27 protein-coding genes are annotated in these 25,212 nt (G+C 63.6%); 8 read left to right on the plus strand and 19 right to left on the minus strand.

Features of this window, described 5'->3' with window-relative positions; genetic code table 11:
- Positions 1–55: 55 nt before the first annotated feature.
- The gene (phaR, locus tag O4H53_RS14800) at positions 56–631 is read left to right on the plus strand and encodes a polyhydroxyalkanoate synthesis repressor PhaR (RefSeq protein ID WP_114275949.1); all 576 of its coding nucleotides are present in this window, start codon (positions 56–58) and stop codon (positions 629–631) included.
- A gap of 566 nt (positions 632–1,197) precedes the next feature.
- On the opposite strand, the gene O4H53_RS14805 is transcribed toward phaR, so the two are convergent.
- The 7 genes from O4H53_RS14805 to O4H53_RS14835 form a co-directional block, all read right to left on the minus strand.
- The gene (locus O4H53_RS14805; protein WP_269364895.1) at positions 1,198–2,376 is read right to left on the minus strand and encodes a DegT/DnrJ/EryC1/StrS family aminotransferase; all 1,179 of its coding nucleotides are present in this window, start codon (positions 2,374–2,376) and stop codon (positions 1,198–1,200) included.
- Between the two features lie 141 nt (positions 2,377–2,517).
- Complete coding sequence (locus tag O4H53_RS14810) at positions 2,518–3,822, minus strand: NAD(P)/FAD-dependent oxidoreductase (protein ID WP_269364897.1); 1,305 nt, start codon at positions 3,820–3,822, stop codon at positions 2,518–2,520.
- A 38-nt stretch (positions 3,823–3,860) separates the two neighbouring features.
- A complete protein-coding gene (locus O4H53_RS14815) occupies positions 3,861–5,219 on the minus strand; it encodes a glutamine synthetase family protein (RefSeq protein WP_269364899.1) in 1,359 nt (452 codons plus the stop codon).
- Entirely contained in the window at positions 5,219–5,896 is a 678-nt protein-coding gene (locus tag O4H53_RS14820) for a type 1 glutamine amidotransferase (protein WP_269364901.1), read from the minus strand. Before O4H53_RS14820 ends, O4H53_RS14815 begins: the two co-directional genes overlap by 1 nt.
- A gap of 8 nt (positions 5,897–5,904) precedes the next feature.
- On the minus strand, positions 5,905–7,239 hold the full coding sequence (locus tag O4H53_RS14825) for a glutamine synthetase family protein (protein WP_269364903.1): 1,335 nt from the start codon (positions 7,237–7,239) through the stop codon (positions 5,905–5,907).
- 89 nt (positions 7,240–7,328) lie between these two features.
- On the minus strand, positions 7,329–8,135 hold the full coding sequence (locus O4H53_RS14830) for an ABC transporter permease (protein WP_269364905.1): 807 nt from the start codon (positions 8,133–8,135) through the stop codon (positions 7,329–7,331).
- The gene (locus tag O4H53_RS14835; RefSeq protein ID WP_269364962.1) at positions 8,132–9,013 is read right to left on the minus strand and encodes an ABC transporter permease; all 882 of its coding nucleotides are present in this window, start codon (positions 9,011–9,013) and stop codon (positions 8,132–8,134) included. The genes O4H53_RS14830 and O4H53_RS14835 overlap by 4 nt, the downstream gene beginning before the upstream one ends.
- A 105-nt stretch (positions 9,014–9,118) precedes the next feature.
- Here O4H53_RS14835 and O4H53_RS14840 point away from each other — a divergent pair, with 105 nt between their 5' ends.
- Positions 9,119–9,352: a hypothetical protein gene (locus O4H53_RS14840; protein ID WP_114275775.1), complete on the plus strand. Its 234-nt coding sequence runs from the start codon at positions 9,119–9,121 to the stop codon at positions 9,350–9,352.
- Positions 9,353–9,399: 47 nt separating this feature from the next.
- Here O4H53_RS14840 and O4H53_RS14845 read toward each other — a convergent pair whose 3' ends face one another.
- The 3 genes from O4H53_RS14845 to O4H53_RS14855 form a co-directional block, all read right to left on the minus strand.
- A complete protein-coding gene (locus O4H53_RS14845; RefSeq protein WP_269364908.1) occupies positions 9,400–10,134 on the minus strand; it encodes a transporter substrate-binding domain-containing protein in 735 nt (244 codons plus the stop codon).
- A 34-nt stretch (positions 10,135–10,168) separates the two neighbouring features.
- Positions 10,169–10,945: an ABC transporter ATP-binding protein gene (locus tag O4H53_RS14850; RefSeq protein WP_269364910.1), complete on the minus strand. Its 777-nt coding sequence runs from the start codon at positions 10,943–10,945 to the stop codon at positions 10,169–10,171.
- Positions 10,946–11,101: 156 nt separating this feature from the next.
- The gene (locus tag O4H53_RS14855) at positions 11,102–12,460 is read right to left on the minus strand and encodes an aminotransferase-like domain-containing protein (RefSeq protein ID WP_269364912.1); all 1,359 of its coding nucleotides are present in this window, start codon (positions 12,458–12,460) and stop codon (positions 11,102–11,104) included.
- 90 nt (positions 12,461–12,550) lie between these two features.
- Between O4H53_RS14855 and O4H53_RS14860 the strand changes: the two genes are divergently transcribed.
- Positions 12,551–13,720 (plus strand): MFS transporter, encoded by a 1,170-nt coding sequence (locus O4H53_RS14860; protein WP_269364914.1) that lies wholly within the window; start codon positions 12,551–12,553, stop codon positions 13,718–13,720.
- Positions 13,721–13,840: 120 nt separating this feature from the next.
- On the opposite strand, the gene O4H53_RS14865 is transcribed toward O4H53_RS14860, so the two are convergent.
- The 8 genes from O4H53_RS14865 to secG all read right to left on the minus strand — a co-directional run bounded on the left by O4H53_RS14865 (position 13,841) and on the right by secG (position 20,170).
- Positions 13,841–14,278 (minus strand): tellurite resistance TerB family protein, encoded by a 438-nt coding sequence (locus O4H53_RS14865; RefSeq protein WP_269364916.1) that lies wholly within the window; start codon positions 14,276–14,278, stop codon positions 13,841–13,843.
- Between the two features lie 36 nt (positions 14,279–14,314).
- Positions 14,315–14,752: a tellurite resistance TerB family protein gene (locus O4H53_RS14870; RefSeq protein WP_269364918.1), complete on the minus strand. Its 438-nt coding sequence runs from the start codon at positions 14,750–14,752 to the stop codon at positions 14,315–14,317.
- A gap of 10 nt (positions 14,753–14,762) precedes the next feature.
- Positions 14,763–15,413, minus strand: coding sequence for a hypothetical protein (locus tag O4H53_RS14875; protein WP_269364920.1), 651 nt, complete (start codon positions 15,411–15,413; stop codon positions 14,763–14,765).
- 21 nt (positions 15,414–15,434) lie between these two features.
- Positions 15,435–15,728, minus strand: coding sequence for a DUF1330 domain-containing protein (locus O4H53_RS14880; protein ID WP_269364922.1), 294 nt, complete (start codon positions 15,726–15,728; stop codon positions 15,435–15,437).
- 9 nt (positions 15,729–15,737) lie between these two features.
- Entirely contained in the window at positions 15,738–16,511 is a 774-nt protein-coding gene (locus O4H53_RS14885; protein ID WP_269364924.1) for a 23S rRNA (adenine(2030)-N(6))-methyltransferase RlmJ, read from the minus strand.
- Between the two features lie 452 nt (positions 16,512–16,963).
- Positions 16,964–17,803: a hypothetical protein gene (locus tag O4H53_RS14890; protein WP_269364926.1), complete on the minus strand. Its 840-nt coding sequence runs from the start codon at positions 17,801–17,803 to the stop codon at positions 16,964–16,966.
- A 188-nt stretch (positions 17,804–17,991) separates the two neighbouring features.
- Positions 17,992–19,638, minus strand: coding sequence for a CTP synthase (locus O4H53_RS14895; RefSeq protein WP_269364928.1), 1,647 nt, complete (start codon positions 19,636–19,638; stop codon positions 17,992–17,994).
- A gap of 175 nt (positions 19,639–19,813) precedes the next feature.
- A complete protein-coding gene (gene secG / locus O4H53_RS14900; protein WP_269364930.1) occupies positions 19,814–20,170 on the minus strand; it encodes a preprotein translocase subunit SecG in 357 nt (118 codons plus the stop codon).
- Between the two features lie 351 nt (positions 20,171–20,521).
- Between secG and nthA the strand changes: the two genes are divergently transcribed.
- From nthA to O4H53_RS14915, 3 genes are all read left to right on the plus strand, one after another.
- Complete coding sequence (gene nthA / locus O4H53_RS14905) at positions 20,522–21,130, plus strand: nitrile hydratase subunit alpha (protein ID WP_269364932.1); 609 nt, start codon at positions 20,522–20,524, stop codon at positions 21,128–21,130.
- 244 nt (positions 21,131–21,374) lie between these two features.
- Positions 21,375–22,052 (plus strand): nitrile hydratase subunit beta, encoded by a 678-nt coding sequence (gene nthB, locus O4H53_RS14910; RefSeq protein WP_269364935.1) that lies wholly within the window; start codon positions 21,375–21,377, stop codon positions 22,050–22,052.
- Positions 22,049–22,372: a nitrile hydratase accessory protein gene (locus O4H53_RS14915; protein WP_269364936.1), complete on the plus strand. Its 324-nt coding sequence runs from the start codon at positions 22,049–22,051 to the stop codon at positions 22,370–22,372. The genes nthB and O4H53_RS14915 overlap by 4 nt, the downstream gene beginning before the upstream one ends.
- A gap of 303 nt (positions 22,373–22,675) precedes the next feature.
- Here O4H53_RS14915 and O4H53_RS14920 read toward each other — a convergent pair whose 3' ends face one another.
- Positions 22,676–23,071, minus strand: coding sequence for a DUF6524 family protein (locus tag O4H53_RS14920; protein WP_067293478.1), 396 nt, complete (start codon positions 23,069–23,071; stop codon positions 22,676–22,678).
- Between the two features lie 181 nt (positions 23,072–23,252).
- Here O4H53_RS14920 and O4H53_RS14925 point away from each other — a divergent pair, with 181 nt between their 5' ends.
- Positions 23,253–24,545: an adenylosuccinate synthase gene (locus tag O4H53_RS14925; RefSeq protein ID WP_114275760.1), complete on the plus strand. Its 1,293-nt coding sequence runs from the start codon at positions 23,253–23,255 to the stop codon at positions 24,543–24,545.
- Between the two features lie 9 nt (positions 24,546–24,554).
- Positions 24,555–24,779, plus strand: a complete 225-nt coding sequence (locus O4H53_RS14930) for a DUF2842 domain-containing protein (protein ID WP_114275759.1) — start codon at positions 24,555–24,557, stop codon at positions 24,777–24,779.
- Positions 24,780–25,212: the final 433 nt, after the last annotated feature.

The following is a 25,212-nucleotide window of genomic DNA, read 5'->3' on the forward strand; positions in this document are numbered from 1 at the left end:
TTTTTGTGAAACATGCGCCTAAGCTGCATTGCAGCACGTAATCGGGAGGATGATTGTGGCGGACCAACCCAAGCCTTTGCTGATCAAGCGCTACGCGTCTCGGCGGCTATATAATACCGAAACCAGCGACTATGTGACGCTGGAGGATATTGCCGGTTTCATCCGTGATGGCCGCGAGGTGCAGATTGTGGATCTGAAGTCGGGCGATGACCTGACCCGTCAGTATCTGTTGCAGATCATTGCCGAACACGAGAGCCGGGGCGAAAGCGTCTTGCCGGTCGAGGTGCTGAACGACCTGGTGCGCAGCTACATGTCCGGCAATGTTTCGGTGGTGCCGCAATTCCTGCAGGCGTCATTCGACATGCTGCGCGACGGGCAGGCCAAGATGATGGAAAACATGTCGACGATCAATCCGATCGCGACGATGCCCGGCATGGAAGCGGTGAAGGCCCAGCAGGAAGCCTTCATGAAGGCGATGACCGGCGGCTGGGGCGGCAAGAAGGGTGCGATGGGCACCACCATGCCGACCATGTCGGAAGAAGACGAACCGGAGCCGGAAAAGTCCGAGGATCTGGACGCGATCAAGAAGCAACTCGCCGAGTTGCAGGACAAGCTGTCAAAGATGAAGTGATCCTGCGGACGCGCGCCCCTGACGGGGCACGCGGCGCGATCATCGGCGCCATGTGGCGGGCTTGAGCCCTTGGCTCTTGTCAATTGCCATGCAAAACCGGCTTCTGGTCACATCGCTGCCCCGGATCGCGGCGCGACGTCCGCAGGGCGGGGCAGGGGCCATGCGGTTATTGGTGAAAATAGCAGCGAACGGCGGGAGGGAGGCCAGAGTGACGCTAAAAGCAAGCCGGGCCAGCGCCTGCCCGGGGTGGGCGATGCCGACCTATGTTCATGCCACTTTATTTCTCAGCTTTGATGAATCCCATCGGGGACACAGACAGCCTCACCAAATCGCCTACCCGAGGGGCGGGCAGGCGATGGCCCGGCGCCTTCGGCTTGTTCCGGGCCTGGGTGCTCATGTTTGATGGCAAGAAAGACCGCTCACCTGACCTTGCCCCATACCACGCCCAAAGTCTGGTTTAAGTCGGAATTGCTTGGCGCGGCCCACTGACTTGATTCAGAAAACCCGCCGCCAAGAGTCGGAGTTGTGCGGCATTCTACAGCTCTGCTGTCGGCGCTGCCCTGCGGTCAGGCCGCTGCGGCCTTTGTGGTCTGCGCCAGCGCGTGCAGGATCACGTCGCAGACCGCATCAAGTTGTTCCATGGTCAGCTGAACGGGCAGGCGCACGTCGCAGGCCTGCATCAGCATGGCGCGGGTCCGGGGCAGTTCCGGCAGGTCAGGGATGAATTTCCAGTTCCAGAAGGCCCGCGCGTTGTCCGTGCTCTGGCCAAAGACCTGCACCTTGACGCCCTGCGCATCGGCGGCTGCGGCAAAGCTGCGGATCGCGGCATCATCCATGTCCACCAGGTTGAACTGGATCGAATCCGGAGCGCGCTGTTCACCCTCCAGCGGGGCGGGCACATGGATATGGGGCGCGGCGGAGAGGCGCGCCGCCACATGATCGTGGTTGCGCAGCCCGTCGCGCACCCGGCGCGGCAGTTCCGGCAGCTGTGGCCGGATCACCGCGGCGGCAAGGTTCGACATGCGCATGTTGTACAGGGGCAGGGTGTTCTGAAGCGGGGCAAAGGCATCTTTGAGCACCGCGTGCTTGCTCCAGTTGTGCTCATAGGCGCCGGACATGATGACGGCGCGCGCCGCCAGGTCCGGGTCATCGGTGATCATGATCCCGCCTTCGCCCGCGTTGATCATCTTGTAGGACTGGAAGGAGAAACAGCCGATCCGGCCGATGGTGCCGATCCTGCGGCCCTTCCACAGCGTGCCAAGCGAATGTGCTGCATCCTCGACCACGGGAATCCCGGCGGCATCGCAGAGCGCCATGATCGCATCCATGTCGGAGGTATGGCCGCGCATGTGGCTGACGATCACCGCTTTCACGCCGGGCAGTTTTGCCGCGAAATCATCCATGTCGATGCGGTAATTCTCGCCCACTTCACAAAGCACCGGCAGGCAATCGGCGTGCAGGACGGCGGAAGGCACGGCGGCAAAGGTAAAGCCGGGGATCAGCACCGGCGCCTTTTCCGGCAGGTCCAGCGCCTTGAGCGAGAGGAACAGCGCGGCAGAGCAGGAAGAGACCGCCAGCGCATAGCTGCTGCCCATCATCTGCGCGAATTCCTGTTCCAGCAGTGTCACCGGCGCGTCGGATGCGGCGGTATAGCGGAACAGGTCGGCATCCTCCATCAACCGGGTGATCTCGGCCATCGCCGCTGGCGGGATGGGTTCGGCGCGGTGCAGGTCAGGAAGGGTCATTTCATCTTTCCCAAATAGTCATTTTCGTTTTTGTAAAACAAAAAGCTGCACGCAGAAAGTGTTTTCGCGGCGTCATCGCGTTAAGTTTTTGTGACCCGCTGCAGGGCCAATGGACATTCATCTTCGTCCACAGGCCCTGGATCAGACGCCCAGGCGGTCGCGCAGGCTGTACCAGCTCATGGCCAGCACCAGCAGCGGAGACCGCATGGCGGGGCCGCCGGGGAAGGGCGTGTTGGGGATGGCTGCCATGGTGTCGAACCCGTCGCTGTCGCCCGTCACCGCCTGTGCCATTAGGGCACCTGCATGGGTCGCGGTGCCCAGCCCATGCCCGGAATAGCCCGAGGCGGACAGGATGTTGCGCCCGACACGCGCCACATAGGGCAGGCGTTTCATGGTGATGCCCAATGTGCCGCCCCAGGCGTAGTCGATGCGCACATCGCTGAGCTGCGGAAAGATCACCGACATCGGTTTGCGCACCTTGGCGGCAATGTCCTGGGGGAAGCGGTAGCCATAGCTTTCACCGCCGCCGAACAGCAGCCGCCCGTCATGGGACAGGCGGAAGTAGTTCACGACAAAGCGGCTGTCGGCCACGGCCACATCACGCGGCAGCACCGCGCTGATCCGGTCGCCCAGCGGTTCGGTGGCGGCAATGAAATTGTTGATCGGCATGACCCGTGCCGCGACCTTGCGGTTCAGCCCGCCGAGATAGCCGTTGCAGGCGAGGATGACGTGATCCGCCTCGATCCGCCCGGCATCGGTCTGCACGGTGCAGGGAGAGGCTTCGTCGATGTGATGGGCGGGGGAGGTCTCGAATATCCGCACCCCGGCCTCTTTCGCGGCGCGGGCCAGACCCAGGGCAAAGTTCAGCGGGTGCAGATGGGCCGCGCCCATGTCGAGGATGCCGCCGACGTAATCGGGGGAGGGGCAGACGCCCTGCAGGGCGGCATGGTCCAGCACCTCGATCTGGTCATAGCCATAGCGGTTTTCCAGATGTGCGGCGTAGGCGTGCAGATGCGCCAGGTCGCCCTTGTCAGAGGCGGTCCAGGCCACACCGGGTTTCAGGTGGCAGTCGATTCCGTGTTCGGCGATCAGCGATTTGACCAGCGCCTTGGCCTCTTCGCCCATCTGCCACAGGCGGGTGGCATGGTCCTGGCCCAGCATCTTTTCCAGCGCATCCTGTTCCACGCGCTGACCGCTGCCCAATTGCCCCCCGTTTCGGCCCGAGGCGCCAAAGCCCACGCGCTGCGCGTCGATCAGGATGACGTCGCGCCCGGCCTTGGCCAGATGCAGCGCCGCCGACAGGCCGGTATAGCCGCCGCCGACCACGCAGACATCGGCCTTGTGATGCCCCTTGAGCACCCCGAATCGTTCCAGCGGGGTCGCGGTGGCCGCATACCAGCTTTGGGGATACTGGCCGCGCCGGTCATTGGCATAGAGCAGGTTCACGTCAGGTTCCTATGCAGGCTTTTGCACGGCGCGCCGCATTACACGTTCATCAGAAGGTGCTCGCGCTCCCATGGCGAGATGACCTGCAGGAATTCGTCGTATTCCGCGCGTTTCACGATGGCATAGACCCGCGCGAAATCGGGGCCGAGAACCTCGTGCAGCTTGGTGGCCTCTTCGAACAGGTCCAGCGCATTGCCCAGCACCTGCGGGATGTCGCCGTCACCGTCATAGGCGTCACCCATGAATTCGGCTTTCGGTTTCTTCTGTTCCATCAGCCCCAGATAGCCGCAGGCGAGGCTGGCGGCGATGCCGAGGTAGGGGTTGCAATCCATGCCCGGAATCCGGTTTTCGACCCGGCGCGAGTTCGGTTTCGACAGCGGGACCCGGATGCCGGTTGTGCGGTTGTCGCGGCCCCATTCGAGATTGATCGGGGCGGCGTGATCCTTGACGTAGCGCCGGTAGCTGTTGACGTAGGGCGCAATCACCGCCAGCGCGTCGGGCATGTGGTTCTGCAGCCCGGCGATGAAATACATGAAGGCGTCCGTCTCGCCCTCCTGCGCGTCGGAAAAGATGTTCTTGCCGGTGCTGCTGTCGAGCACGGAATGATGGATGTGCATGGCGCTGCCGGGTTCATTCGCGATCGGCTTGGCCATGAAGGTGGCATAGCAGTCGTGGCGCAGCGCCGCCTCGCGGATCAGGCGCTTGAAGTAGAACACCTCGTCGGCCAGCTTGACCGGGTCGCCGTGGATCAGGTTGATCTCCAGCTGGCCCGCGCCGCCCTCCTGGGTGATGCCGTCGATCTCGAAACCCTGGGCTTCCGCGAAATCGTAGATGTCGTCGATCACCGGGCCGAATTCGTCGACGGCGGTCATCGAATAGGCCTGCCGCGCGGCGGCGGGGCGGCCGGAGCGGCCCATCATCGGCTGGATCTCATGCGCGGGGTCGAGGTTGCGCGCGACCAGGAAGAATTCCATCTCGGGGGCCACCACCGGTTCCCAGCCCTGCGCGCGGTAAAGGCCCACCACCCGTTTCAGCACGTTGCGCGGCGAATAGGGGACCGGCTTGTTGTTGCGGTCATAGGCGTCATGGATCACCTGCAGCGTCCAGTCGGCGGTCCAGGGGGCAGCGGTTGCGGTGCTCATGTCGGGGCGCAGGATCATGTCCTTTTCGATGAACCCGTCATCCCCCGCCGCTTCGCCCCAATCGCCGGTGATGGTCTGGAAAAAGATGCTGTCGGGCAGGTGGAAATATTCCTGGCGCGCGAATTTGGACGCGGGCACGGCCTTGCCGCGCGCGATGCCGGGCAGGTCGGAGATGATGCACTCGACCTCGTCCAGCCGCCTGCCTTCGAGATAAAGTTGTGCCGCTTCGGGCAGATCTGTCATCCTGTCGGCCATCAGGCCCTCTCTTTCTTGAAGAATGCAGCCATCTTGGCAGCTATCGCATGATTGTCGAGCGGTTGCGTCAGAGCGGCGGTTGCACTGTCGAGCTGCGCATCGGGGATCACGCCCTTGCCGCGATGGCGGATCAGCCCGCCGATGAAATCGGATTCGTATTCGGGATGGGGCTGAATGGTCCAGATGCGGTCATCATAGAGCAGGGCCGCATTGGCGCAGAAATCCGTCGCGCCGATCACTTGCGCCATCGCGGGTTTTTCCACCACCTGATCCTGATGCCAGGCGTTGATGGCATACTCCTGCCCCTCGATCGGATAGACCACGCGGCCCACGGACCAGCCGCCTGCGAATTTCTCGACCTTGCCACCCATCGCCTGGGCGATGACCTGATGGCCGAAACAGACGCCGATCATCGGCACATGCGCGGCGTAGCAGTCGCGGATGAACTGCTCCAGCGGCGGAATCCAGGGGTGGGGTTCATAGGCGCCATGGCGCGACCCGGTGATCAGCCAGCCTTCGGCGTCATGCACGCCCTGCGGCATCTCGCCGTCTACGACGGACCAGGCCTGATAGGTGAAATCGCGGTCGCCCAGGAGCCGCGCAAAATAGGCGTCGTAACGCCCGCCGTCAGACATTTCCTCGGGCGGATGGCCGGTGATGAGGATGCCGATTTTCATAGCCTCTCCTATACGGTGTCGAGATAGATGATGACCCGTTCTTCAGGGGTAAGTTCCTGCATGTAATGCAGTTCCTGCCGCTTTGTCAGGACAAGATTTCTTATCATTTCGGGCGCGAAGATGCGCGCGACATAGGGGTCGCTCTCGAAGGCGTCGATGGCCGCCTGCCAGTTGTCGGGGATCTGCGGCAGATCGGCGTCATAGGCGTTGCCGGTGACCGGGGGCGGCGGCGTGGCACCATCCTCGATGCCGGTGATGGCGGCGCCCAGAACGGCGGCCAGCATCAGATAGGGGTTCACGTCGCCGCCCGAGACGCGGTGCTCGATCCGCCGCGCCGAGCTGCTGCCCGAGGGGATGCGGATGGAGGAGGTGCGGTTCTCATAGGCCCAGCTGACCCCGGTGGGCGCATGGTTGCCCGGCACCAGCCGGTCAAAGCTGTTCAGATGCGGGGCAAAGACCAGCGCGGAACCGGGCATGGCGGAAATGCAGCCCGCAACCGCGTTCTTCATCAGGTCGGTGCCTTCGGGCCCGCCATTGTCAAAGACGTTCTTGCCGGATTGGTCCAGGACCGAGAAATGCGTGTGCAGGCCGGAGCCGGGATAATCCTCATAGGGTTTGGCCATGAAAGAGGCGGCAAAGCCGTGCCGCCGCGCCAGCCCTTTCACCAGCATCTTGAACAGCCAGGCATCGTCGGCGGCGCGCAGGGCGTCGTCGCAATGCATCATGTTGATCTCGAACTGGCCCAGCCCGGCCTCTGAAATCGCGGTATCGGCGGGAATGTCCATTTCCTCGCAGGCGTCGTAGAGATCGGTGAAGAAACTGTCGAACTGGTCCAGGGCGCGGATCGACAGGGTTTCAGCCGCCTTGCGCCGCTTGCCGGAGCGGGGCGAGATCGGGACCTGCAGATTGCGGCCTGAATCGTCGATCAGGAAGAATTCCAGCTCCACCGCGCAGACCGGCGTCAGGCCACGGGCCTTGAACCGGTCGAGTACCGCGCGCAGCGCATGGCGCGGATCGCCCTCGTAGGGGCGGCCGTCTTCGTGGAACATCCAGATCGGCAGCAGGGCAGAGGGGGTCTCAAGCCAGGGCATCGGCAGGAAGCCGCGCTCGGTCGGTTTCAGCACGCCGTCACGGTCGCCGCTGTCAAAGACCAGCGGGCTGTCGTCGATGTCCTCGCCCCAGATGTCGAGATTCAGCACGGAGAAGGGAAAGCGCGTGCCTTCGGTTGTCACCTTGTCCGCGAAACGGGTCGGGACACGTTTGCCACGCGGCTGGCCGTTAAGGTCAGCGGCGGCCACACGGATCGTGCGGACATGAGGGTTCTTGCGGAGCCAGTTTTTCATTGCACACCTGATAGGCTGTGGGACAAGCGTTCAGGCTTCAGCCTGTCAGCCGTCAACCACCGCCGGATAATTTGATCAAAAGTTTGATACTACCGGATCAGATTAGGGCGCAAGCGTAATTTTTGGCGGCGTTCCTGCGGCAGGTGCCGGTTCAGCCGTTTGTTGATCAGCCCGAAAAGCGTGATCACGACCAAAGTCAGCAGGATGAAATACCCCGCCAGGATCGGATAGGGGACAAAGGGGTTGAAGGTCTTGTCCGCGAAATAGCTGGCGTAATAAAGCGCGTCGCCTTTTTGCTGAACTGCCGGGAACCCACTGAAAAATACCAGTGTTGTGGCGTGAAACAGGAAAATCGCCTCATTCGTATAGGCGGGCCAGGCCAGCCGCAGCATGGTGGGCCAGATCACCCGGCGAAAGCGTTTCCAGCCCGAGAGGCCATAGGCATCCGCCGCCTCGATGTCGCCCTTGGGCACCGACAGCAGCGCGCCGTAAAAGATTTCACCGGTATAGGCGGCGGTGTTGCAGAAAAGCACAACCAGCGCCCCCAGCCAGGCGGCAGAGAAGGGATCAAAGAAGGCGGCCTGCTGTTTCAGGGTCAGGAACAGGAAGTAGCCAAAGAAGAACTGGATAAAGAGCGGTGAGCCCCGGAAGATGAAGATGAACCATTCCGACGGCTTGCGCAGCAGCGGGTTGGGGCTGGCCTTGCCCAGGCCAAGGGCGGTGGCCAGGAAAAAGCCGGTGATCAGCGCCAGGGTGCCGAAATAGATGTTCCACAGCATGCCGGAGCCGATCAGGGTGAACTGGTCGCAGAGCGTGAAATTGTCACGCGGCAGCAGGCGTTCGCCGATGCCCAGCGACCGCAGGCCGTAATCCTGGATGGTCTGAAGGCAGGTCATGCGTTCTTCCTCTGCGCTTCGCCGCCCATGGTGGCCTGCCCGCGTGTCAGCCGGGTCATCAGCCGGCCCAGCACGATTTCGGAGACCCGCGTGAAGGCGAGGTAGAAGACCAGCAGGGCGAGGAAGTACCACACGCGCCAGTCGCCATGCGGGAAATCGGTAAAGCGCGGGGTCTTGGCCGCGCCCAGTTCCCGCGCCCAATAGACGATATCCTCGACCCCCAGCAGGAACAGCAGGGGGGTGGATTTGATCAATACCATCCAGAGGTTCGACAGGCCGGGCAGGGCATAGACCCACATCTGCGGCACCAGGATGCGCCAGAAGGTCTGGCGCGGGGACATGCCATAGCTTTCGGCGGTCTCCAGCTGCGCATGGGGCACGGCGCGCATGGCACCGAACAGCACATTGGCCGCGAAGGCGCCAAAGACGATGGCAAAGGTCAGCACCGCAAGGGCGAAACCATAGGTTTCATGCACCCATTGGGGGGAGTTGCCCAGCGGCATTTTGGCCGCCTGGCAGACCAGGAAATCGCTGCCCTGGCGGATCGGCTGATCCCAGTCGGGGCATTTCCACAGGTGGCGCATGTATTCCACGGCCTGGTCCAGCGCGATGACGAAGAACAGGAAAAAGGCGATGTCCGGCACACCGCGCACGATGGCGATATAGCCCTTGCCGAACCAGCGCAGCGGCGCAAACTGTGCCCGCGCCGCCATCGCCCCGCCAAAGCCGAAGGCCAGCGCCGTAGGGGCCGTGATCGCCAGCAGCAGCAGCACGGTGCCGAAGGCGCCGTAAAAGGCCACATGCTTGCCCGTGGTCAGGTAGCAGGTCAGCCAGATCAGGCCGTCCAGCGTTCCGGGATCTGTACAATCGGGAAGGATCAGCAGGGCCCTCCGACGGGGTCAGGAATACCCGACTGTTCAGCAAGAGACAGGTCTGGAATGCTCGGACCATTCAGAGATCCGCATTCAGCCAAAGGAAAACACATGTCAGACCAATTCATTTTCAAAAGCTCCGCCGCCACCGTGATCGACAACGGATCAGGCATGTTCGAGGATCCGCTGCTGGGGCTGACGATGCCCCGCGTGCTGGGTCTGGTGGTCGAAAACGGCTTCGAAGACCCATTGCTTGGCGCGACCGGTCCGCAGTCTTTCAGTCTGGATGACGCGGGCACTGATTTCCTCGTTCCTGTGGCATTTGAAGACCCGCTGCTGGGCTAGGGCTTCGGGGCGGAAAGGCCGGCCGCATCGGGCCGGCCTTTGTTGCATCAGAAGGTTTTGGCGTCTGCGCCGAACCATTTGATGATCAGCTCGTTCAGGCTGCCGTCGTCCTTCATGGACTGGATCGCCGCGTCGAGCTTTCCTTTCAGCTCGGTGTCGCTTTCGCGGACGCCGACGCCGATACCGCCGCCCAGCGGCACGTCATCGCCAACAAAGCTCAGCTCACCGCCCGATTCCTCGACCGTGGGGGCCAGCGCGTCCTTGTCGGCGAAAACCGCATCGGCTTCGCCCGACATCACGGCGGCGACGGTTTCGTCATAGGTGGCGAATTCCAGCAGGGTGGCACCGGATTCAGCAACATAGCCGGCCTGGATGGTGCTGGTCTGCGCCGCGATGACACCGCCGGTCAGATCCGCATCAGCCGATTTCGCCACATAGGCGGAGGCGGCGGGCGGGAAGTAGTTCTGCGTGAAGTCGATGACTTCATCACGCTCGTCGGTGATCGACATGCCGGCGATGATGGTGTCGTAGTTGCCGGAGGTCAGGTTGGGGATGATGCTGTCCCATTCATTGGTGACCCATTCGCAGGTCAGCTCGGCCCGCGCGCAAAGCTCGTCGCCCACTTCGCGCTCGAAGCCGTCGACTTCACCCGCATCGTTGAGGAAGTTGTAGGGAGGGTAGGCGCCCTCGGTCCCCATGCGGACGGTGCTGGAATGCGAATCGGCAAAGGCCGCTCCGGCGATCATCGCCAGCGCCGTGGCGGAAAGGATAATCTTTTTCATAACGTGTTACTCCCGTTCTGGTTTTCGTTCTGGTCTACGTTGCGTGGGTCGCCGAAAGGAACCCGCGCAGGCGTTCTGATGTGGGCGCGCCGAACAGCCGGTCGGGCGGCCCCTGTTCCTCGATCAGGCCCTGATGCAGGAAAATGACGTGGTCGGACACATCAGCGGCCAGTTTCATGTCATGGGTGACGATCAGCATCGTGCGCCCCTCGGTGGCCAGATCCTTGATGACCCTGACCACCTCCTGCTCCAGCTCGGGGTCAAGCGCGCTGGTCGGCTCGTCAAAGAGCAGCGCCTCGGGCTCCATGCAGAGCCCCCGTGCAATTGCGGCGCGCTGCTGCTGGCCGCCGGAAAGCTGGGCCGGGTAGACATCGCATTTGTCGCCGATGCCGACCTTGTCGAGATAGCCGCGCGCGGCCTGTTCGACCTCTGCCCGGTCGCGCCCCAGCACGGTCAGCGGCGCCTCCATCACGTTTTGCAGGATGGTCATATGGGACCACAGGTTGAATTGCTGGAACACCATGCTGAGATTGGTGCGGATGCGCAGCACCTGTTTGGGGTCGCTGGGCCTGCGGCCATGGTGGCTGCCCTTCCAGGTGACGGGTTCGCCCTTGAACAGGATGTCGCCCTGCTGGCTGTCTTCCAGCAGGTTGCAGCACCGCAGCAGCGTGGATTTGCCCGACCCGGATGATCCGATCAGCGAAATCACATTGCCCTTGGGGGCGCTCAGGCTGACGCCTTTGAGCACTTCGAGCGCGCCATAGGCCTTGTGCAGGTCGTTGATCTGGATGACGGGGGTCTCAGGGTCCACGAGTGTCACTTCTTACCGTTTCGATGTGACATAAGGGAATAATTTCCCTCAGATTGCAACGCCGTGTTTGGCAGGGCCGCATAATTTGCGGGCTGACCTAGGGTCAATCGCTGAAGGACAGGGCAGGCACCCGGCGCGGGCGGTGGCAAAGCTGCGTCACGGGCCCGGCCGCGGGGTGGGTTTCACGGGCGTGTGGCGCTCGATGGCCTCCAGTACCGTTTGCAGGGCGGCGGTCAGCTCCTCTGTCCTCATGCCGCCAAAGGCCAGCCTCAGCGCCTGGGGAATCGCGGCGGTGGTGGCAAAAGGCTCCGCACCGGAGACGGAAAGCCCCTTTTGTTTCAGATGGGTGACGATGGGGCCGGCGCGCAGCCCCCTGTCCAGGGGCAGCCAGGCGAACCCCGCATTGCGGTGCGCCAGCACCGGCCGCGCGCCAAACACGGCGCGGCAGATGCGCTGACGTTCGGCACCGTCCGCGCGGCGGGTCTGCTCGGAGGCTGCAAGCGTGCCATCCGTGATCCAGCCGGTGACCAGGCCGGAAATCAGCGCGGGCGCGTTCCATGTGGTTGCCCGGATCGCATCAAGCAGCCCGTCGAGATACCGCGCCGGGGCAATCACATAGCCAAGCCGCAGCCCCGTCGCGAGGCTTTTGGAGAAACCGCCAAGATGGATCGTAAGATCGGGGGCAAGGGCAAGGAAGCCCGGCGGCGGATCCGGTTCGAGAAAGGCATATGCCGCGTCCTCCAGGATCAACAGGTCATGCTTTCGCGCCACCTCGATCAGGCGTTGCCGGGTGGCCAGGTCCATGACCGCGCCCAGCGGGTTCTGTACGGTCGGGATCAGATAGAGCGCGCGCAGCTTGCGGATGCGGCATTGCCGGTCCAGCGCATCGGGGTTCATCACGCCATCCACCCCCTCGATGCCCACCAGGTCGAGCCCCTGCAGGGCGGCGACGGATTTGAAGCCGGGATAGGTCAGCATGTCGGTGGCCACCGCATCCCCGCGCCGCAGCACCCCAAGTGCGGTGATCGCCAGCCCGTGCTGCGCGCCCGATGTGACCAGCAGCGCCTCCGGATCGACCGGGCCGAGGCTGGTCGAGAGATGTTCCGCGATGATCCGGCGTTCGTGGGGGCGGCCGCCGTGGGGCTGATAGCGCAGCATCGCCTCAAGATCGCCCGAGGCCGCGAGCCGCCGCAGCCCGGAGCGCAGCATATCCGCATCCCCGGCACCGCCGGGCATGTTGAAGACAAGATCGACCAGCCCTTCGCTGTCGGTCTGCCGCACCCCCAGGGTAAGCGGCAGGCCCGGATCGCGCACGAAGGTGCCGCGCCCCGCCTCGCCCAGGACCATGCCCCGGCGTTCAAGTTCGCCATAGGTGCGCGTGGCCGTGGCTAGGGCGACGCCGAATTGTTCGGCAAAGGCGCGGTGCGTGGGCAATCTGGTGCCCGGCGCAAGTTTGCCGTTCTCGATGGCGCCGGTGAGCGCGTCGGCGAGGCGCAGATATTTGGCTTTGCCCATGACACCCTCTGTACCTGGTACAATCTAAAAATTGTCATGCATTATGGCGCATGGCATGCCCCGTGCAAGTCAATCTTTGAGGGTCTTGCCATGTCGGGAATTCTTGCCGCCGCGCTGCTTGGGCTGGCGCTGTTCACTGTCACCTTTGCGGTGAACCTTCAGGCCCCGCTCTATGACATCTATGCGGCGCAAAGCGGGGTGGGCGCGACGGCGGTCACCCTGGCCTTTGCCGCCTATGTCGGGGGGCTGATGCCGACGCTCCTGCTGCTGGGCGGTCTGTCTGACCGGATCGGGCGGCGCATTCCGCTGGCGCTGGCGCTGATCCTGGGAGCGGTGGCGACGGGGCTTCTGGTCCTGCTGCCGGGCTGGACCACGCTTGTCGTTGCCCGCTGTCTGCTGGGGGTCGGCACCGGCCTCGCCACCACGGCGGGCACCGCCTATATGGCCGAGATCATGGGAACGGCACAGGCGCGGAACGCGGCGCTGGCTGTCACCTCGGCGACCTCGCTGGGGTTCGGTGGCGGGGCGCTGGCAACGGGGATCAGCCTTGGGCTGCAGGGGCCGACGCTGCTGCCGGTCAGCTATATCGCCCTGTTCATCGCGGCACCCCTGCTTGCGGTGACGGCCTTGATGCTGCCCCGGAACGACAGCCTGCGACCGGTGTCATTGCTGCGGCTGCCGCTGTTTCCGGCAGGCAGCTGGCGCTTCGGGGCGGCGATGGCGCTGGCATGGTCCACGACCGGCATGACCATTGCCATCGTGCCGCTGGAACTGGCGGCGAACGACCTGGGCGGATGGACCGGTCTGGTGATCTTTCTGGCGATTTTTGCGGGCTTCCTGTGCCAGCCCCTGGCCCGGCGCATGACAAACCAGGGCGCGCTGAACCTGGGGTTTGTGCTGATCCCGCTGGGGTTTCTGGTGCTGCTGGCCGGTGTCTGGCTCAAGGTGCTGGCCCTTGTGTTGCTCGGCACCTGCATCACCAGTGCGGCGAGCTATGGGTTCACCTATCTGGCCGCGCTGGCAGAGGTGTCGCTGCGGGCGCCGCAGGACCGTGCGCGCGCCGCTGCGGGGCTGTTCGTCTATGCCTATGCGGGGTTCTCGCTGCCCGTCATCGCCAGCGGCGCGCTGGCGGATCTGCTGGGGCTGCTGCCCGCGATGATCGTCTTTGCAGCGGTGCAGATCGCGGCGACCCTGATCATCGTGACATTTGCGCGCAGGACCGGCCGCTTGCGGGGCAGGGCGCTGGGCGCCGGATCATGACCCGGCGCTGAGCCTTGCCTGGAGCGTTTCCAGTTTATGCTGTATCGCCAATACCCTGCCGCGCCTTTGGCGCTCCCGGGACATTGGCGATGCTTCGTTTCAACGAAAACTGGAAACGCTTTACCGCGCCGCGACCCGCTGGCGGGCCATGGCGCTGTCCTTGTCCTCGACACCCAGCAGGCTGGCGACAAGGCGCAGCAGCGCGTCTTCCTCGTCGGCGCGGGTGCCGTCGGCCAGAACCACCTTCCACAGCGCCTCGATCACCCCGAGGCGATTCTCATAGGGCACCGCCTCCTTGATCGCGCGGGTAAAGCGGACGGTATCGGGGGCCTGCGCCTCCAGCGCTTCGGCCTCGGCCCGCAGGGCGGCGGCCTGTTCCGGGGTCAGCCCATAGCGGTCGCGGGCGATTTCCTCGATCCGCCGCATTTCACCGGCGTCATAGTCATTGTCCGACCGGGCAACACGCACCAGAAGCGCGGTCAGCGCGAGGCGGGCATCGGTATCGGCAAGCGGGGCGGGATCCGGCTGGGTCAGCCGTTTGATGAAATCAGCAAACATGATCAGGATATAGACCCGCGCAGGGGCCTTGCCAACTCAGAGATTGCGCAGCGCATCCTCGCGCGCGGCCTGCATGTCGTCATCGGTCAGCCCAAGCGCGGTTTCGATGGCAAGCAGCTGGATTTCTTCCTTTTCGTCACGATCACCATCGGCCAGCGCGACGGACCACATGGCTTCGCCCAAAGCCCTGCGGTGGGCATAATCGACTTCCTCGCGCAGGATATCCACGAATTCCGGCGTGCCCGGCGCATCCCGTTCCAGCGCCTCGCAGGTGGCGCGCAGTTTCGCGGCCTCCAGCGGTTTCAGCCCGAAAGTCCGGGCAAGGATGCGGTCGATCTGGCCGACCTCCGCTGCATTGTAATTCCGGTCGGCAAGCGCCACGCGCACCAGCAATGCCCCAAGGGCAAGCTGCGCATTCGGCTGCGGCAGGGGTTTCGGTGCGGGTTTGCGGCGGGGAAAGAGGCGTTCGAACATGACGGCCTGTCTAGCTCAGGTCCGGCGGATTTCCAAAGCGTAAAGTGTCGATGGCGATGCCTTCGGGGTCAGTATTTGTCAAAACCATGCCCGCGATGTCACGGATGTCATCGGCGCGGGCAAAACCCAGGGTGAATTCGCCCGTGGGCTCTATCGGAACCGCCCCGATGACCGAGCCGTCGCGGCGCAGGAACTGGGCAAGTGCGGCACCGGATTCGCCGCCGCGCAGGGCAAAGGACAGGGCGTTCTGGTCATTGTCGAAGAGCACGGCAATCGCGCCTTCTCCCTGGCCTTCGCGGCGCGGAAACCCGGCGGGGCCATAGCCGTTCAGCACCGTATTGCCGTAGAAGTTGACCACCGACAGGTTCTGCCCCGGGGCACCCGGCAACAGGATCAGCGGACCCAGCGCCGCGCCGATGACCTGATCATGGGCGCCCGCCGCCGCCAGCCCCTGGCCTGCGAAGATTTCACCGAACTGGGCACCGTTCAGGTTCATGACATCATCCACCCGCAGGCCCGGTCCGGCACCGGATGGAATGTCGTCAAAGGTGATGACACGGGTCAGCGCCAGGCTGTCGGGGTTGACCAGGCAGACCGGCGCGCCACAGGCAAGCAGGCCGGTGGGGAGCAGGGAAAGAAAGAGCGCGCGCATGAGGATCATCGGCGCAGCCTAGCATAGATTTCAGCCGTCGTACCCTTCGACGATGATCATATCCCCTTCGGAGACGGGCAGGCGGATCTCCTTCGCTTTCTGGTAGGCATCACTTTCGTAACAGGCAATCGCATCGGCAAGGCTGTCAAACTCCAGCACCACGGTGCGGCTGCGCCAGCTGCCTTCGCGCAGGTCCTGGGTGCCGCCCCGCACCAGGAACCTTGCCCCGAAGTCGGCAAAGGGTTTCGCATTGGCCGCGCGGTAGCTGTCGTAGGTTTCCGCGTCTTTCACATCCATCCGGGCGATCCAGTATCCCTTGGGCATCGGTGGCTCCTATCTTGAAAATTGCGTGGCCAGCCGTTTGGCCTCGGCCCCCAGCCCGTAGGGCGGGTTGATGACGAAAAGCCCCGATCCCACCATCCCGTGGCCGGGGCGCGCGGGGGGAAAGCGGACCTCATGGCGCAGGGCCTCGGGGTGGCTGCGGGCAAGCTCGGCCAGCATCGGCTGATGCGCCTTGCTGGTCAGGATCGGATACCACAGCACGATGATCCCGACGTTCCAGGCGCGCGCCAGCTTGGCGATGCTGCGCGGCAGGCTCTCGTAGTCGGTCTTGATCTCATAGCTCGGGTCGATCAGCATCAGCCCCCGGCGCGGTGTGGGCGGGGTCAGGGCAAAGGCCATTTCCACCCCGTCACGCAGATGGCAGGTCGCGGGGTAGGGTGACATGGCAAGGTCGAGGGCGGCATGTTCCGCGGGATGCAGCTCGGCCAGGTGGATCCGGTCATCGGGGCGCAGCAGCCGCGCCGCAATCAGCGGAGAGCCGGGATAGGCGCGCGGCCCGTGGTCGGCGCGCACCTCGTTCAGCACCTGGAGATAGGGATGATCCGCGCCGAACCAGCCCGCTGCACGGTCAATACCCTGCGCCGCCTCGCCGGTCTTGCGCGCGGCTTCAGCGTCCAGATCGTAAAGCGCGCGGCCGCCGTGGGTTTCCAGATAGGTCAGCGGCTTGTCCTTGCGGGTAAGGTAGGCCAGCATCCAGGCCAGCAGCCCGTGTTTGTGAACATCCGCGAGATTCCCCGCGTGGTAGATATGTTGGTAACTCAGCATGGCACGGGTGTAGTGGATTGCAGCGGCGTGGCAAGGGCTCAGCTTTCGCGGGTGTCAGGTGTCAGACTAAAGCGGCTTTCCTGTCAGGTCGTTGACCCGGATTGCTTCTGCCAGGGAGAAGCTGCCGTTCGCGCGCTTTGCGGCGCAGGACGGGAAAGAGCCCTTTCCGCTTCCCCCCGGCGCGGCGATTTGGCTGCTCTAATGCCACATCGTTAGTTAGGATGTGCTTGGCTGCCATAAAGTGCCAGTCACTGAGGTCGGATCGCCGCACCACGGCCCGTCGATGCGCGGCTTGACGTTTCGCAGCAATGCCCGCTGAGCAGACACCCGCTGTGCCGCGCAGAAGGTCCGCTTCGGGTCGGCAATTACTGGCATTTGAGTCGGAATTGCCTGGCACGGCCGTCCGACAAGATTCAGGAAATCCCTCGGTTCGAGTCACTTTCGCATGGCATTCAACAGCGGGCATCCTCCAGCGCGCGGCCCCAGAACCGGCCCTTGACCATCCAGGACAGCCCGAAGGCCCAGAGCGCCACCGTCTCGAACCAGAAGGTCAGCCGCGCGCGGGGCCACCAGGACAGGTCAAGGCTGGTCCAGGCCCCCAGCGCCGCGTAAAGCCCCATCGCCAGGATGCAGAAGATCATGATGCCGCCACAGGCGATATAAAGGCTGTTGCGGATGATCTTGGCCTGTTTCAGCGACCCGTCGGGATTGCGCTGATGCGGCTCCACGGCGGTAAAGACCACCAGCGCGAACCAGGCCAGGAACGAAAACAGCAGCGCCGCCGAGGCGTAATGCAGGCTGGCCGAAAAGGAGGTGAGCCGGAAGTAGGGCGCAAGATCGGGCAGCCCGTCGATGGGCGGCACCTTGATCAGGTCCAGATGGTCGGGATCGGGGCCAAAGCTGACCATGGCGCGGGCGGTGAAGCTGTCCGCATCGCAGCCAAAGCCGGAGGTGGGGAACAGGGCCACGCCAATGGCAAATATGCCGGCCCAGGTGGCCAGACGCCCCTCCGCGCCGTCCTTGTCCTCGCCCTGATAGACCCACAGATAGGTGCCGATAAAGACCAGCGCCCCGATGAATGGGCCGCCCAGGAAGGGCGCGTAATAATAATGGCTGATGGAGGCACGGTAGCAGGTCGGCCAGACCGGGTTGAACACGCCGATCAGCATGATGGTGGGCAGACCAAGCGCAACCAAGCCTACGAAAAAGGCGAGGGTGCGCTGGTTGATCTTCGCATAGGGGTCTTCTGACGCATTTTGATACCGGTCGGCACCGGTCTGAAAGACTTGCATGGGTATGGCTTTCTGAAATGGCGGAGGTGAAATGCCGCCAAGGCTACTGCCAATGCGTCATTCCCGCAAGACGGGAGGGTTTGCCGCCCCGCTGCCCGGTGTGGGCCGTCCTTGCCCGAGGCCCGGCTGGCAGGTTCAACCGCCATGCCCGCTTTCTTTCAATGTCGTCCCTGTGGCGCTGAAACGCCCTAGACCAGCCGCGAATTTTCCTTGGCCGCGCGGACGAAATCCTTGAACAGCGGGTGCGGGGCGAAGGGTTTGGATTTCAGCTCCGGATGGAATTGCACACCGATGAACCACGGGTGATCGGGCCATTCCACGATCTCGGGCAGGCGGCCGTCCGGGGACATGCCGGAAAACACCAGACCGGTTTTCTCAAGCGTTTCCTGATAGGCGATGTCCACCTCGTAGCGGTGGCGGTGGCGTTCGTCGATCTGGGTGGTGCCATAGGCTTCGGCCACGCGGGACCCGGCCTTGAGCACCGCGTCATAGGCGCCCAGACGCATGGTGCCGCCCTTGTCGTCGCCCAGCTTGCGTTCGACCTTGTGGTTGCCCTGCACCCATTCCTTGAGGTGGTAAACCACCGGCTCGAAACGCTTTTTCCCGGCTTCGTGGTCGAATTCCTCGGAGCCCGCGGTCTTCAGGCCGGCCAGGTTGCGCGCCGCCTCGATCACCGCCATCTGCATGCCCAGGCAGATCCCCAGATAGGGCACCTTGTGTTCGCGGGCATATTGCGCCGCCTTGATCTTGCCCTCGGTGCCGCGCTCGCCGAAACCGCCGGGCACGAGGATGGCGTGGAACCCTTCCAGATGCGGGCCGACATCCTGGGCCTTGTCGAAAATCTCTGAATCCACCCATTCGACGCGCACCTTGACCCGGTTGGCCATGCCGCCATGGGTCAGCGCCTCTGCAATGGATTTATAGGCATCCTCAAGCTGGGTGTATTTGCCGACGATGGCGATCTTCACCTCGCCCTCGGGGTTGTGGATGCGGTCATAGACATCGTGCCACATGGCCAGGTCCGGACGTGGCGCCGGAGAGATGTCGAAGGCATCCAGCACCGCCTGGTCCAGCCCCTGCGCGTGATAGGCCAGCGGTGCTTCGTAGATCGACTTCAGGTCATAGGCGGCAACAACGGATTCCTTGCGGACGTTGCAGAACAGGGCGATTTTCTCGCGTTCCTTTTCCGGGATCGGCTGTTCCGAGCGGCAGACGAGAATGTCGGGAGCGATGCCGATGCTCTGCAATTCCTTGACGGAGTGCTGGGTCGGCTTGGTCTTCAACTCGCCGGAGGCGGCAAGGTAGGGCAGGAGGGTCAGATGCATGAAGATGCATTGCCCGCGCGGTCTGTCGTGGCTGAACTGGCGGATCGCCTCGAAAAAGGGCAGGCCTTCGATGTCGCCCACGGTGCCGCCGATCTCGCAGAGCATGAAATCGACCTCATCGTCACCGATGTTGAGGAAGTCCTTGATTTCATTGGTAACATGCGGCACCACCTGGATGGTCTTGCCCAGGTAATCGCCGCGGCGCTCTTTCTCCAGCACGTTGGAATAGATGCGGCCGGAGGAGACGGAATCGGTCATCCTTGCGGGGACCCCGGTGAAGCGTTCGTAATGGCCCAGGTCGAGATCGGTTTCCGCCCCGTCATCGGTGACGAAGACTTCGCCATGTTCAAACGGCGACATCGTGCCGGGATCGACGTTCAGGTAAGGGTCCAGTTTGCGCAGCCGCACCGAAAAGCCCCGCGCCTGCAGCAAGGCCCCCAGCGCCGCGGAGGCCAGCCCCTTGCCCAGTGAAGAGACCACACCACCGGTGATGAATATATATCGCGCCATGTTCGGACAGCCCCCGTGTATTCGCATTTCTGTGGCAAAAACCAGCCAGATGCGTTGCAGAAAACCGCAACACCACGGGACTTAAGCCTAACAGGATTCGGTTGGTCGAGGCAAGAGTCGCCCGCAACATCATGTTGCGAAAATCATCCCATCCTCAAGGTATTGTGTTTGCAGGTTAATCGGCTGCGGGCACCAGCGGTGCATTGTCATCCGCCGTCGGCGGCAGCAGGTTATCGCTTGCGGGTGCTGTGCCGCCATCTTCGGACTGGGTGGCCGGTGCCGCGCCCAGACGGTCGATGACGGAAGCCCCCGAAGATTTCTGCGCCACGATGATGGTCAGCGAAATCGACGTGACCAGAAACGCCGCGCCCAGCAGCCATGTCAGCTTGCCCAATGCGGTTGCCGCCGCGCGGCCCGAAACGGCACCGCCGCCGCCCATGCCAAGACCGCCACCCTCTGACCGCTGCAGCAGGACAACCGCAATCAGGCCAAGGGCCAGCAGAAGGTGGATGATCAGAAGGACGTTTTCCATGGGACCGCTTTCGATTTAGTTTGGGCGTATCTAGGCGTCTTTGCCACGCGGGGCAAGGGAGGATTGGCCCGATGCACATCAGCCGCGGGTCGGCGGTGAAACCCCGCTGTCCGGCCCAAAACAAAGACCGCCCATTGCGGTGGGCGGTCTTTCTCGAAGCGGTGCTCAACCACGCCTTTGTTTAAGAGGTTTTCCCTGGAAATGAGGTGTATCAGACTCGCTTCATGCAATCTGTATAACATATTTTTCGGCGCATTTCGCCTGTAAAGTGATCTGAAATCAGAAGGACTTGGCCGATCGGGCCGGTTTCAGCCCATGGACAAGCGCGCGGGCCTTTGGCAATGATTGGCCATGCCACACGATCATGATGAACCGCACAGCCTGCTGCCCTCCGACCCCGCCCTGCGGGTCAAGGCGCTTGAAACGCTTTTGACGCGCAAGGGGCTGATCGACCCGGCGGCGGTGGATGAAATCATCGACACCTATGAAAACCGGATCGGTCCGCGCAACGGCGCGCGGGTGGTGGCGCGGGCCTGGCGCGATCCGGGATTTCACGCCGCCCTGATGGCGGATGCGACCGCCGTGGTGGCCGAGATGGGGTTCTACGGGCGTCAGGGCGAACATATGATGGCGGTCGAGAACACCGCGCAGCAGCACAACATGGTCGTCTGCACCCTGTGCAGCTGCTATCCCTGGCCGCTCCTGGGGATCCCGCCGGGCTGGTACAAATCGGATGCCTACCGCGCCCGCGTGGTGCGCGAACCCCGCAAGGTGCTGGCGGAATTCGGGGTTGAACTGCCGCCGGAAACAGCGGTGCGGGTCTGGGATTCGACTGCCGAGATGCGCTATCTGGTGATCCCGCGCAGGCCCGAGGGCACCGAAGGCATGGAGGAGGAGGCGCTGATGGCCCTTGTCAGCCGCGACAGCATGATCGGCACCGGCCTGGCGCGGCAGCCATGACCAGCCTCTGCAACCATATTGGCGCAGCCGCGTGACCCGCGTCCACAACCATATTGGCGCGGCAGCCATGGCGCGCGTCCACAACCATATTGGCGCAGCCGCGTGACCCGCGTCCACAACCATATTGGCGCGGCAGCCATGGCGCGCGTCCACAACCATATTGGCGCAGCCGCGTGACCCGCGTCCACAACCATATTGGCGCGGCAGCCATGGCGCGCGTCCACAACCATACTGGCGCAGCCGCGTGACCCGCGTCCACGACATGGGCGGGCGGTTCGGCGACGGCGCGGTGGTGCCCGAAGACGAAAGCGTGATCTTTCACGCAGACTGGCACCCGCGTGCCATGGCGGTCACCGTGGCGACCGGCCCATTGGGGCAATGGAACATCGACATGTCGCGCCATGCGCGGGAACGCCTGGCTCCAAAGGATTACGCGCGGTTCTCCTATTATGAAAAGTGGATGGCGGCGCTGGCGAACCTGCTGGTGGAACGGGGCCTTGTCACCCGCGACGAAATGGCAGGCGCGGCAGAGGCAGGGCCCAGCCCCCTGGCGGACAAGGTGCTGACGCGTGCCAGGGTGGCCGAGGTTCTGGCGCGCGGCGGCCCGGTGGAGCGCCCCAGCGCGGTGAAGCCGCTCTTTGCGGCAGGCGACGCGGTGGTGACACGGGCGCAGGCCGAGAACGCCGTGGTGCCGGGCGGGCATACACGGCTGCCCGGCTATGCGGCAGGGGCGCGGGGGCGCATCCTGCGGCTGCACGGGTCACATGTCTTTCCCGACAGCAATGCCCATGGGCAGGGCGAGGCGCCCGAGCCGCTTTATGCCGTGGTTTTCCCGGCCTCCGAACTTTGGGCCCACCCCGAACACCCGGATGACGAGGTGGTGGTGGACCTGTGGCAAAGCTATCTGAGCGCTGCCCCATGACCCGGCCCGAACCGGTGTTCGAGGCACCCTGGCATGCGCAGGTCTTTGCCCTGACGGTACATCTGAACGAATCCGGCCAGTTCAGCTGGGGCGACTGGGCGGCGCGTTTCGGCGCAACCCTGCGGCGGCACGGTCTGGCGCGGGAATTGAACGGCGGCGAGGATTACTTTGCCGCCTGGCTGGAAACGCTTGAGGTTTTCCTGGCAGAGACGGGCCTCGCCGATTCCGGCGATGTCGCGGCATTGCGGGACGCCTGGGAAGCAGCCTATCTGCGCACCCCGCATGGCGCGCCCGTCCGGCTGGACGACGCTGCTGGCTGACGCCAGCGCGCCCCGCCCGCCGTCCCGTTAGGCTCTGGACCCATTAATCTTACATGCTCAGCGGCGATTTCACGAAATTTCAATGGTTTGGGGCGTGCAGCCAATAGTGGTTCTATTTGCAAACGACCCAAGACATTGAAATGAAGTGAAATCACCGCCCTTCGGGTTTGACGGATTTTCCCGCAGCTTGCGTCACATCTGCTTGAAATAGAACCACTATTCCTGCGCAGATGTTCCTGGTCTGCGAAAAAATCTGTCAAACTGAGCGTGTAAGATTAATGAGTCCAGAGCCTAAGCGTCCCGTTATTCGTCCACATCATCCATATCGGCCTGACCGGAGAGCGCCCGGCGCACATGGCTCCAGCTGAGCCCGATGCCCAGGACAAAGCTGAGTGCGACCAGCGACAGCCAGACATTGAAGCTGGAATTGTCCAGCCGCAGCACCCCCAGATCATAAAGCACCCAAAGTGCGGCCCCCACGACCGCAAGCACCAGCAACATGCCGAAGGCCCCGATGGAGCGCAGGGTGGCGCGCAGATAGATGATGTAGCCGATCAGCAGCAACAGCCCCAGCAGCACCGCGATGGACATATTGGCGCTGCCGTAATCCATCACCCAGTTGGTGTAATTGTATTCGGTCGGATTGAAGGTCACTGCCAGCAGGACAAAGGCGCAGACCCAGCGCATCACGAAACCCATATTGCAGCCCCTTTCACCGTTTCACGCTGAAATTACCGCTCTCGCGCGGGGAAAGTCCATGGCTCTCCCTGCCCGCAGCGCGCCGGAAAATGCGGCCTTCGGTGCAATGCCGCGTTTTTCAGTTTCACCCGCGCCGCTTCGACGTTATAGCAAGGCCGGTTGCCAAAAGGGGAAGTTCAATATGGCCAATGTCGTTGTTGTCGGAGCCCAGTGGGGCGACGAGGGAAAAGGCAAGATTGTCGACTGGCTGTCCGAGCGTGCCGATGTGATCGCGCGTTTCCAGGGCGGGCATAACGCGGGCCATACGCTGGTGATCGACGGTGAGGTCTTCAAGCTGAGCCTGCTGCCCTCGGGCATCGTGCGCGGCGGCAAGCTGAGCGTGATCGGCAATGGTGTCGTGCTGGACCCCTGGCATCTGGTCAAGGAAATCGAAGGGCTGCGCAGCCAGGGTGTCACCATCACCCCCGAGACCCTGATGATTGCCGAAAACACATCGCTGATCCTGCCGATCCACGGCGAGTTGGACCGCGCCCGCGAGGCGCAGAATTCGGTGGCCAAGATCGGCACGACAGGGCGCGGCATCGGCCCGGCCTATGAGGACAAGGTGGGCCGCCGCGCGGTGCGTGTGGCCGATCTGGCGGATGAGGCGACGCTGGAACTGCGGGTGGACCGCGCGCTGGTGCATCACGACGCGCTGCGCCGGGGTCTGGGGCTTGAGCCGGTGGACCGCGACGCGCTGATCGCGGCGCTGAAAGAGATCGCCCCGGCGGTTCTGGAATATGCGGCACCGGTCTGGAAGGTGCTGAACGAACAGCGCAAGGCGGGCAAGCGGATCCTGTTCGAGGGCGCACAGGGCGCGCTGCTGGATATCGACTTTGGCACCTATCCCTTTGTCACCTCCTCCAATGTGATCGCGGGTCAGGCGGCAACCGGCACCGGCATCGGGCCCGGCTCCATCGACTTTGTCCTCGGCATCGTGAAGGCCTATACCACCCGCGTGGGCGAGGGGCCTTTCCCCGCCGAACTGCACGACGCGGATGGCCAGCGCCTGGGCGAGCGGGGGCATGAATTTGGCACCGTCACCGGGCGCAAGCGCCGCTGCGGCTGGTTCGACGCCGTGCTGGTGCGCCAGACCTGCGCCACATCCGGCGTGAACGGCATCGCCTTCACCAAGCTGGATGTGCTGGACGGGTTTGAAACCCTCAAGATCTGCGTCGGCTATGAGCTGGACGGCAAGACGCTGGAATATCTGCCCACCGCCGCAGATCAGCAGGCGCGCTGCACCCCGGTCTATGAGGAAATGCCGGGCTGGTCGCAATCGACCGAAGGCGCGCGCAGCTGGGCCGATCTGCCCGCCGAGGCAATCAAATACGTGCGCCGCGTCGAAGAGTTGATCCAATGTCCCGTGGCACTGCTCTCCACCTCGCCGGAGCGGGAAGACACGATTCTGGTCACCGATCCCTTCGCGGACTGAGGAGGCTTCATGGCCCTGAGCTATAAGGCACGCCGCCGTTGGGCATTGGTGATTCTGCTGGTCGGTCTGCCGCTCTATATCGTCGTGGCGCTGAACCTGGTGGCGCTCTTCGACCGGCCCTCGATTCTCGTGGAACTCGCGATCTACGTGGGTCTTGGGGTGCTTTGGGCGATCCCGTTCAAGTTTGTGTTCAAGGGGATCGGTCAGGCGGACCCGGAAGCGCGCGACGATTGAAGCGGCTGCGGGCAAGGCAGCAATGTTCATTGAGCCGCAAATCTGACGCGAAGGTCCCCGGGGCAGCTCCGCCGCCCTTGTCCGGCAAGCTGCCGCGTTTACTGAAGACATCCGCAAGGCTCTGATCTGAAATGAAAAAGCCGCCCCGAGGGGCGGCCCAGATTGCTGACAAACCCGGAAACGGCTGCCGCCGGAGGTAATTCGTTCTTCTGCGCTCTGCGTTCCGTTTTCGAACGAAGGGCCGCGCCCGAGCCTGGGAGGGCGCATTGAGACGCGCATTCGGAGCGCTTCCCTAACAAATATCAATGTTGTCAGTGTGATACGAGAAGTCACCAAAAGCGCCCTCCCGGGGGGAGGGTCGGGCGCGGCCCGGGCTTTCAGCCCGCGCCAAGGCTTGTGGCTGGCGTCGTGGAAGAACGATTTCGTTGTTTCG

This window comes from Sulfitobacter sp. G21635-S1 (genome assembly GCF_027213915.1).
In the GTDB taxonomy this organism is placed as follows: domain Bacteria; phylum Pseudomonadota; class Alphaproteobacteria; order Rhodobacterales; family Rhodobacteraceae; genus Sulfitobacter.

Coding starts and splice junctions, on each gene's coding strand:
- O4H53_RS14805 (WP_269364895.1), bottom strand. CDS start 2,376: ATGACCCTTCCTGACCTGCACCGCGCCGAACCCATCCCGCCAGCGGCG.
- O4H53_RS14815 (WP_269364899.1), bottom strand. CDS start 5,219: ATGGCCGACAGGATGACAGATCTGCCCGAAGCGGCACAACTTTATCTC.
- O4H53_RS14820 (WP_269364901.1), bottom strand. CDS start 5,896: ATGAAAATCGGCATCCTCATCACCGGCCATCCGCCCGAGGAAATGTCT.
- O4H53_RS14825 (WP_269364903.1), bottom strand. CDS start 7,239: ATGAAAAACTGGCTCCGCAAGAACCCTCATGTCCGCACGATCCGTGTG.
- O4H53_RS14830 (WP_269364905.1), bottom strand. CDS start 8,135: ATGACCTGCCTTCAGACCATCCAGGATTACGGCCTGCGGTCGCTGGGC.
- O4H53_RS14840 (WP_114275775.1), top strand. CDS start 9,119: ATGTCAGACCAATTCATTTTCAAAAGCTCCGCCGCCACCGTGATCGAC.
- O4H53_RS14845 (WP_269364908.1), bottom strand. CDS start 10,134: ATGAAAAAGATTATCCTTTCCGCCACGGCGCTGGCGATGATCGCCGGA.
- O4H53_RS14855 (WP_269364912.1), bottom strand. CDS start 12,460: ATGGGCAAAGCCAAATATCTGCGCCTCGCCGACGCGCTCACCGGCGCC.
- O4H53_RS14860 (WP_269364914.1), top strand. CDS start 12,551: ATGTCGGGAATTCTTGCCGCCGCGCTGCTTGGGCTGGCGCTGTTCACT.
- O4H53_RS14865 (WP_269364916.1), bottom strand. CDS start 14,278: ATGTTTGCTGATTTCATCAAACGGCTGACCCAGCCGGATCCCGCCCCG.
- O4H53_RS14870 (WP_269364918.1), bottom strand. CDS start 14,752: ATGTTCGAACGCCTCTTTCCCCGCCGCAAACCCGCACCGAAACCCCTG.
- O4H53_RS14875 (WP_269364920.1), bottom strand. CDS start 15,413: ATGATCCTCATGCGCGCGCTCTTTCTTTCCCTGCTCCCCACCGGCCTG.
- O4H53_RS14880 (WP_269364922.1), bottom strand. CDS start 15,728: ATGCCCAAGGGATACTGGATCGCCCGGATGGATGTGAAAGACGCGGAA.
- O4H53_RS14885 (WP_269364924.1), bottom strand. CDS start 16,511: ATGCTGAGTTACCAACATATCTACCACGCGGGGAATCTCGCGGATGTT.
- O4H53_RS14890 (WP_269364926.1), bottom strand. CDS start 17,803: ATGCAAGTCTTTCAGACCGGTGCCGACCGGTATCAAAATGCGTCAGAA.
- O4H53_RS14895 (WP_269364928.1), bottom strand. CDS start 19,638: ATGGCGCGATATATATTCATCACCGGTGGTGTGGTCTCTTCACTGGGC.
- secG (WP_269364930.1), bottom strand. CDS start 20,170: ATGGAAAACGTCCTTCTGATCATCCACCTTCTGCTGGCCCTTGGCCTG.
- nthA (WP_269364932.1), top strand. CDS start 20,522: ATGCCACACGATCATGATGAACCGCACAGCCTGCTGCCCTCCGACCCC.
- O4H53_RS14915 (WP_269364936.1), top strand. CDS start 22,049: ATGACCCGGCCCGAACCGGTGTTCGAGGCACCCTGGCATGCGCAGGTC.
- O4H53_RS14920 (WP_067293478.1), bottom strand. CDS start 23,071: ATGGGTTTCGTGATGCGCTGGGTCTGCGCCTTTGTCCTGCTGGCAGTG.
- O4H53_RS14925 (WP_114275760.1), top strand. CDS start 23,253: ATGGCCAATGTCGTTGTTGTCGGAGCCCAGTGGGGCGACGAGGGAAAA.
- O4H53_RS14930 (WP_114275759.1), top strand. CDS start 24,555: ATGGCCCTGAGCTATAAGGCACGCCGCCGTTGGGCATTGGTGATTCTG.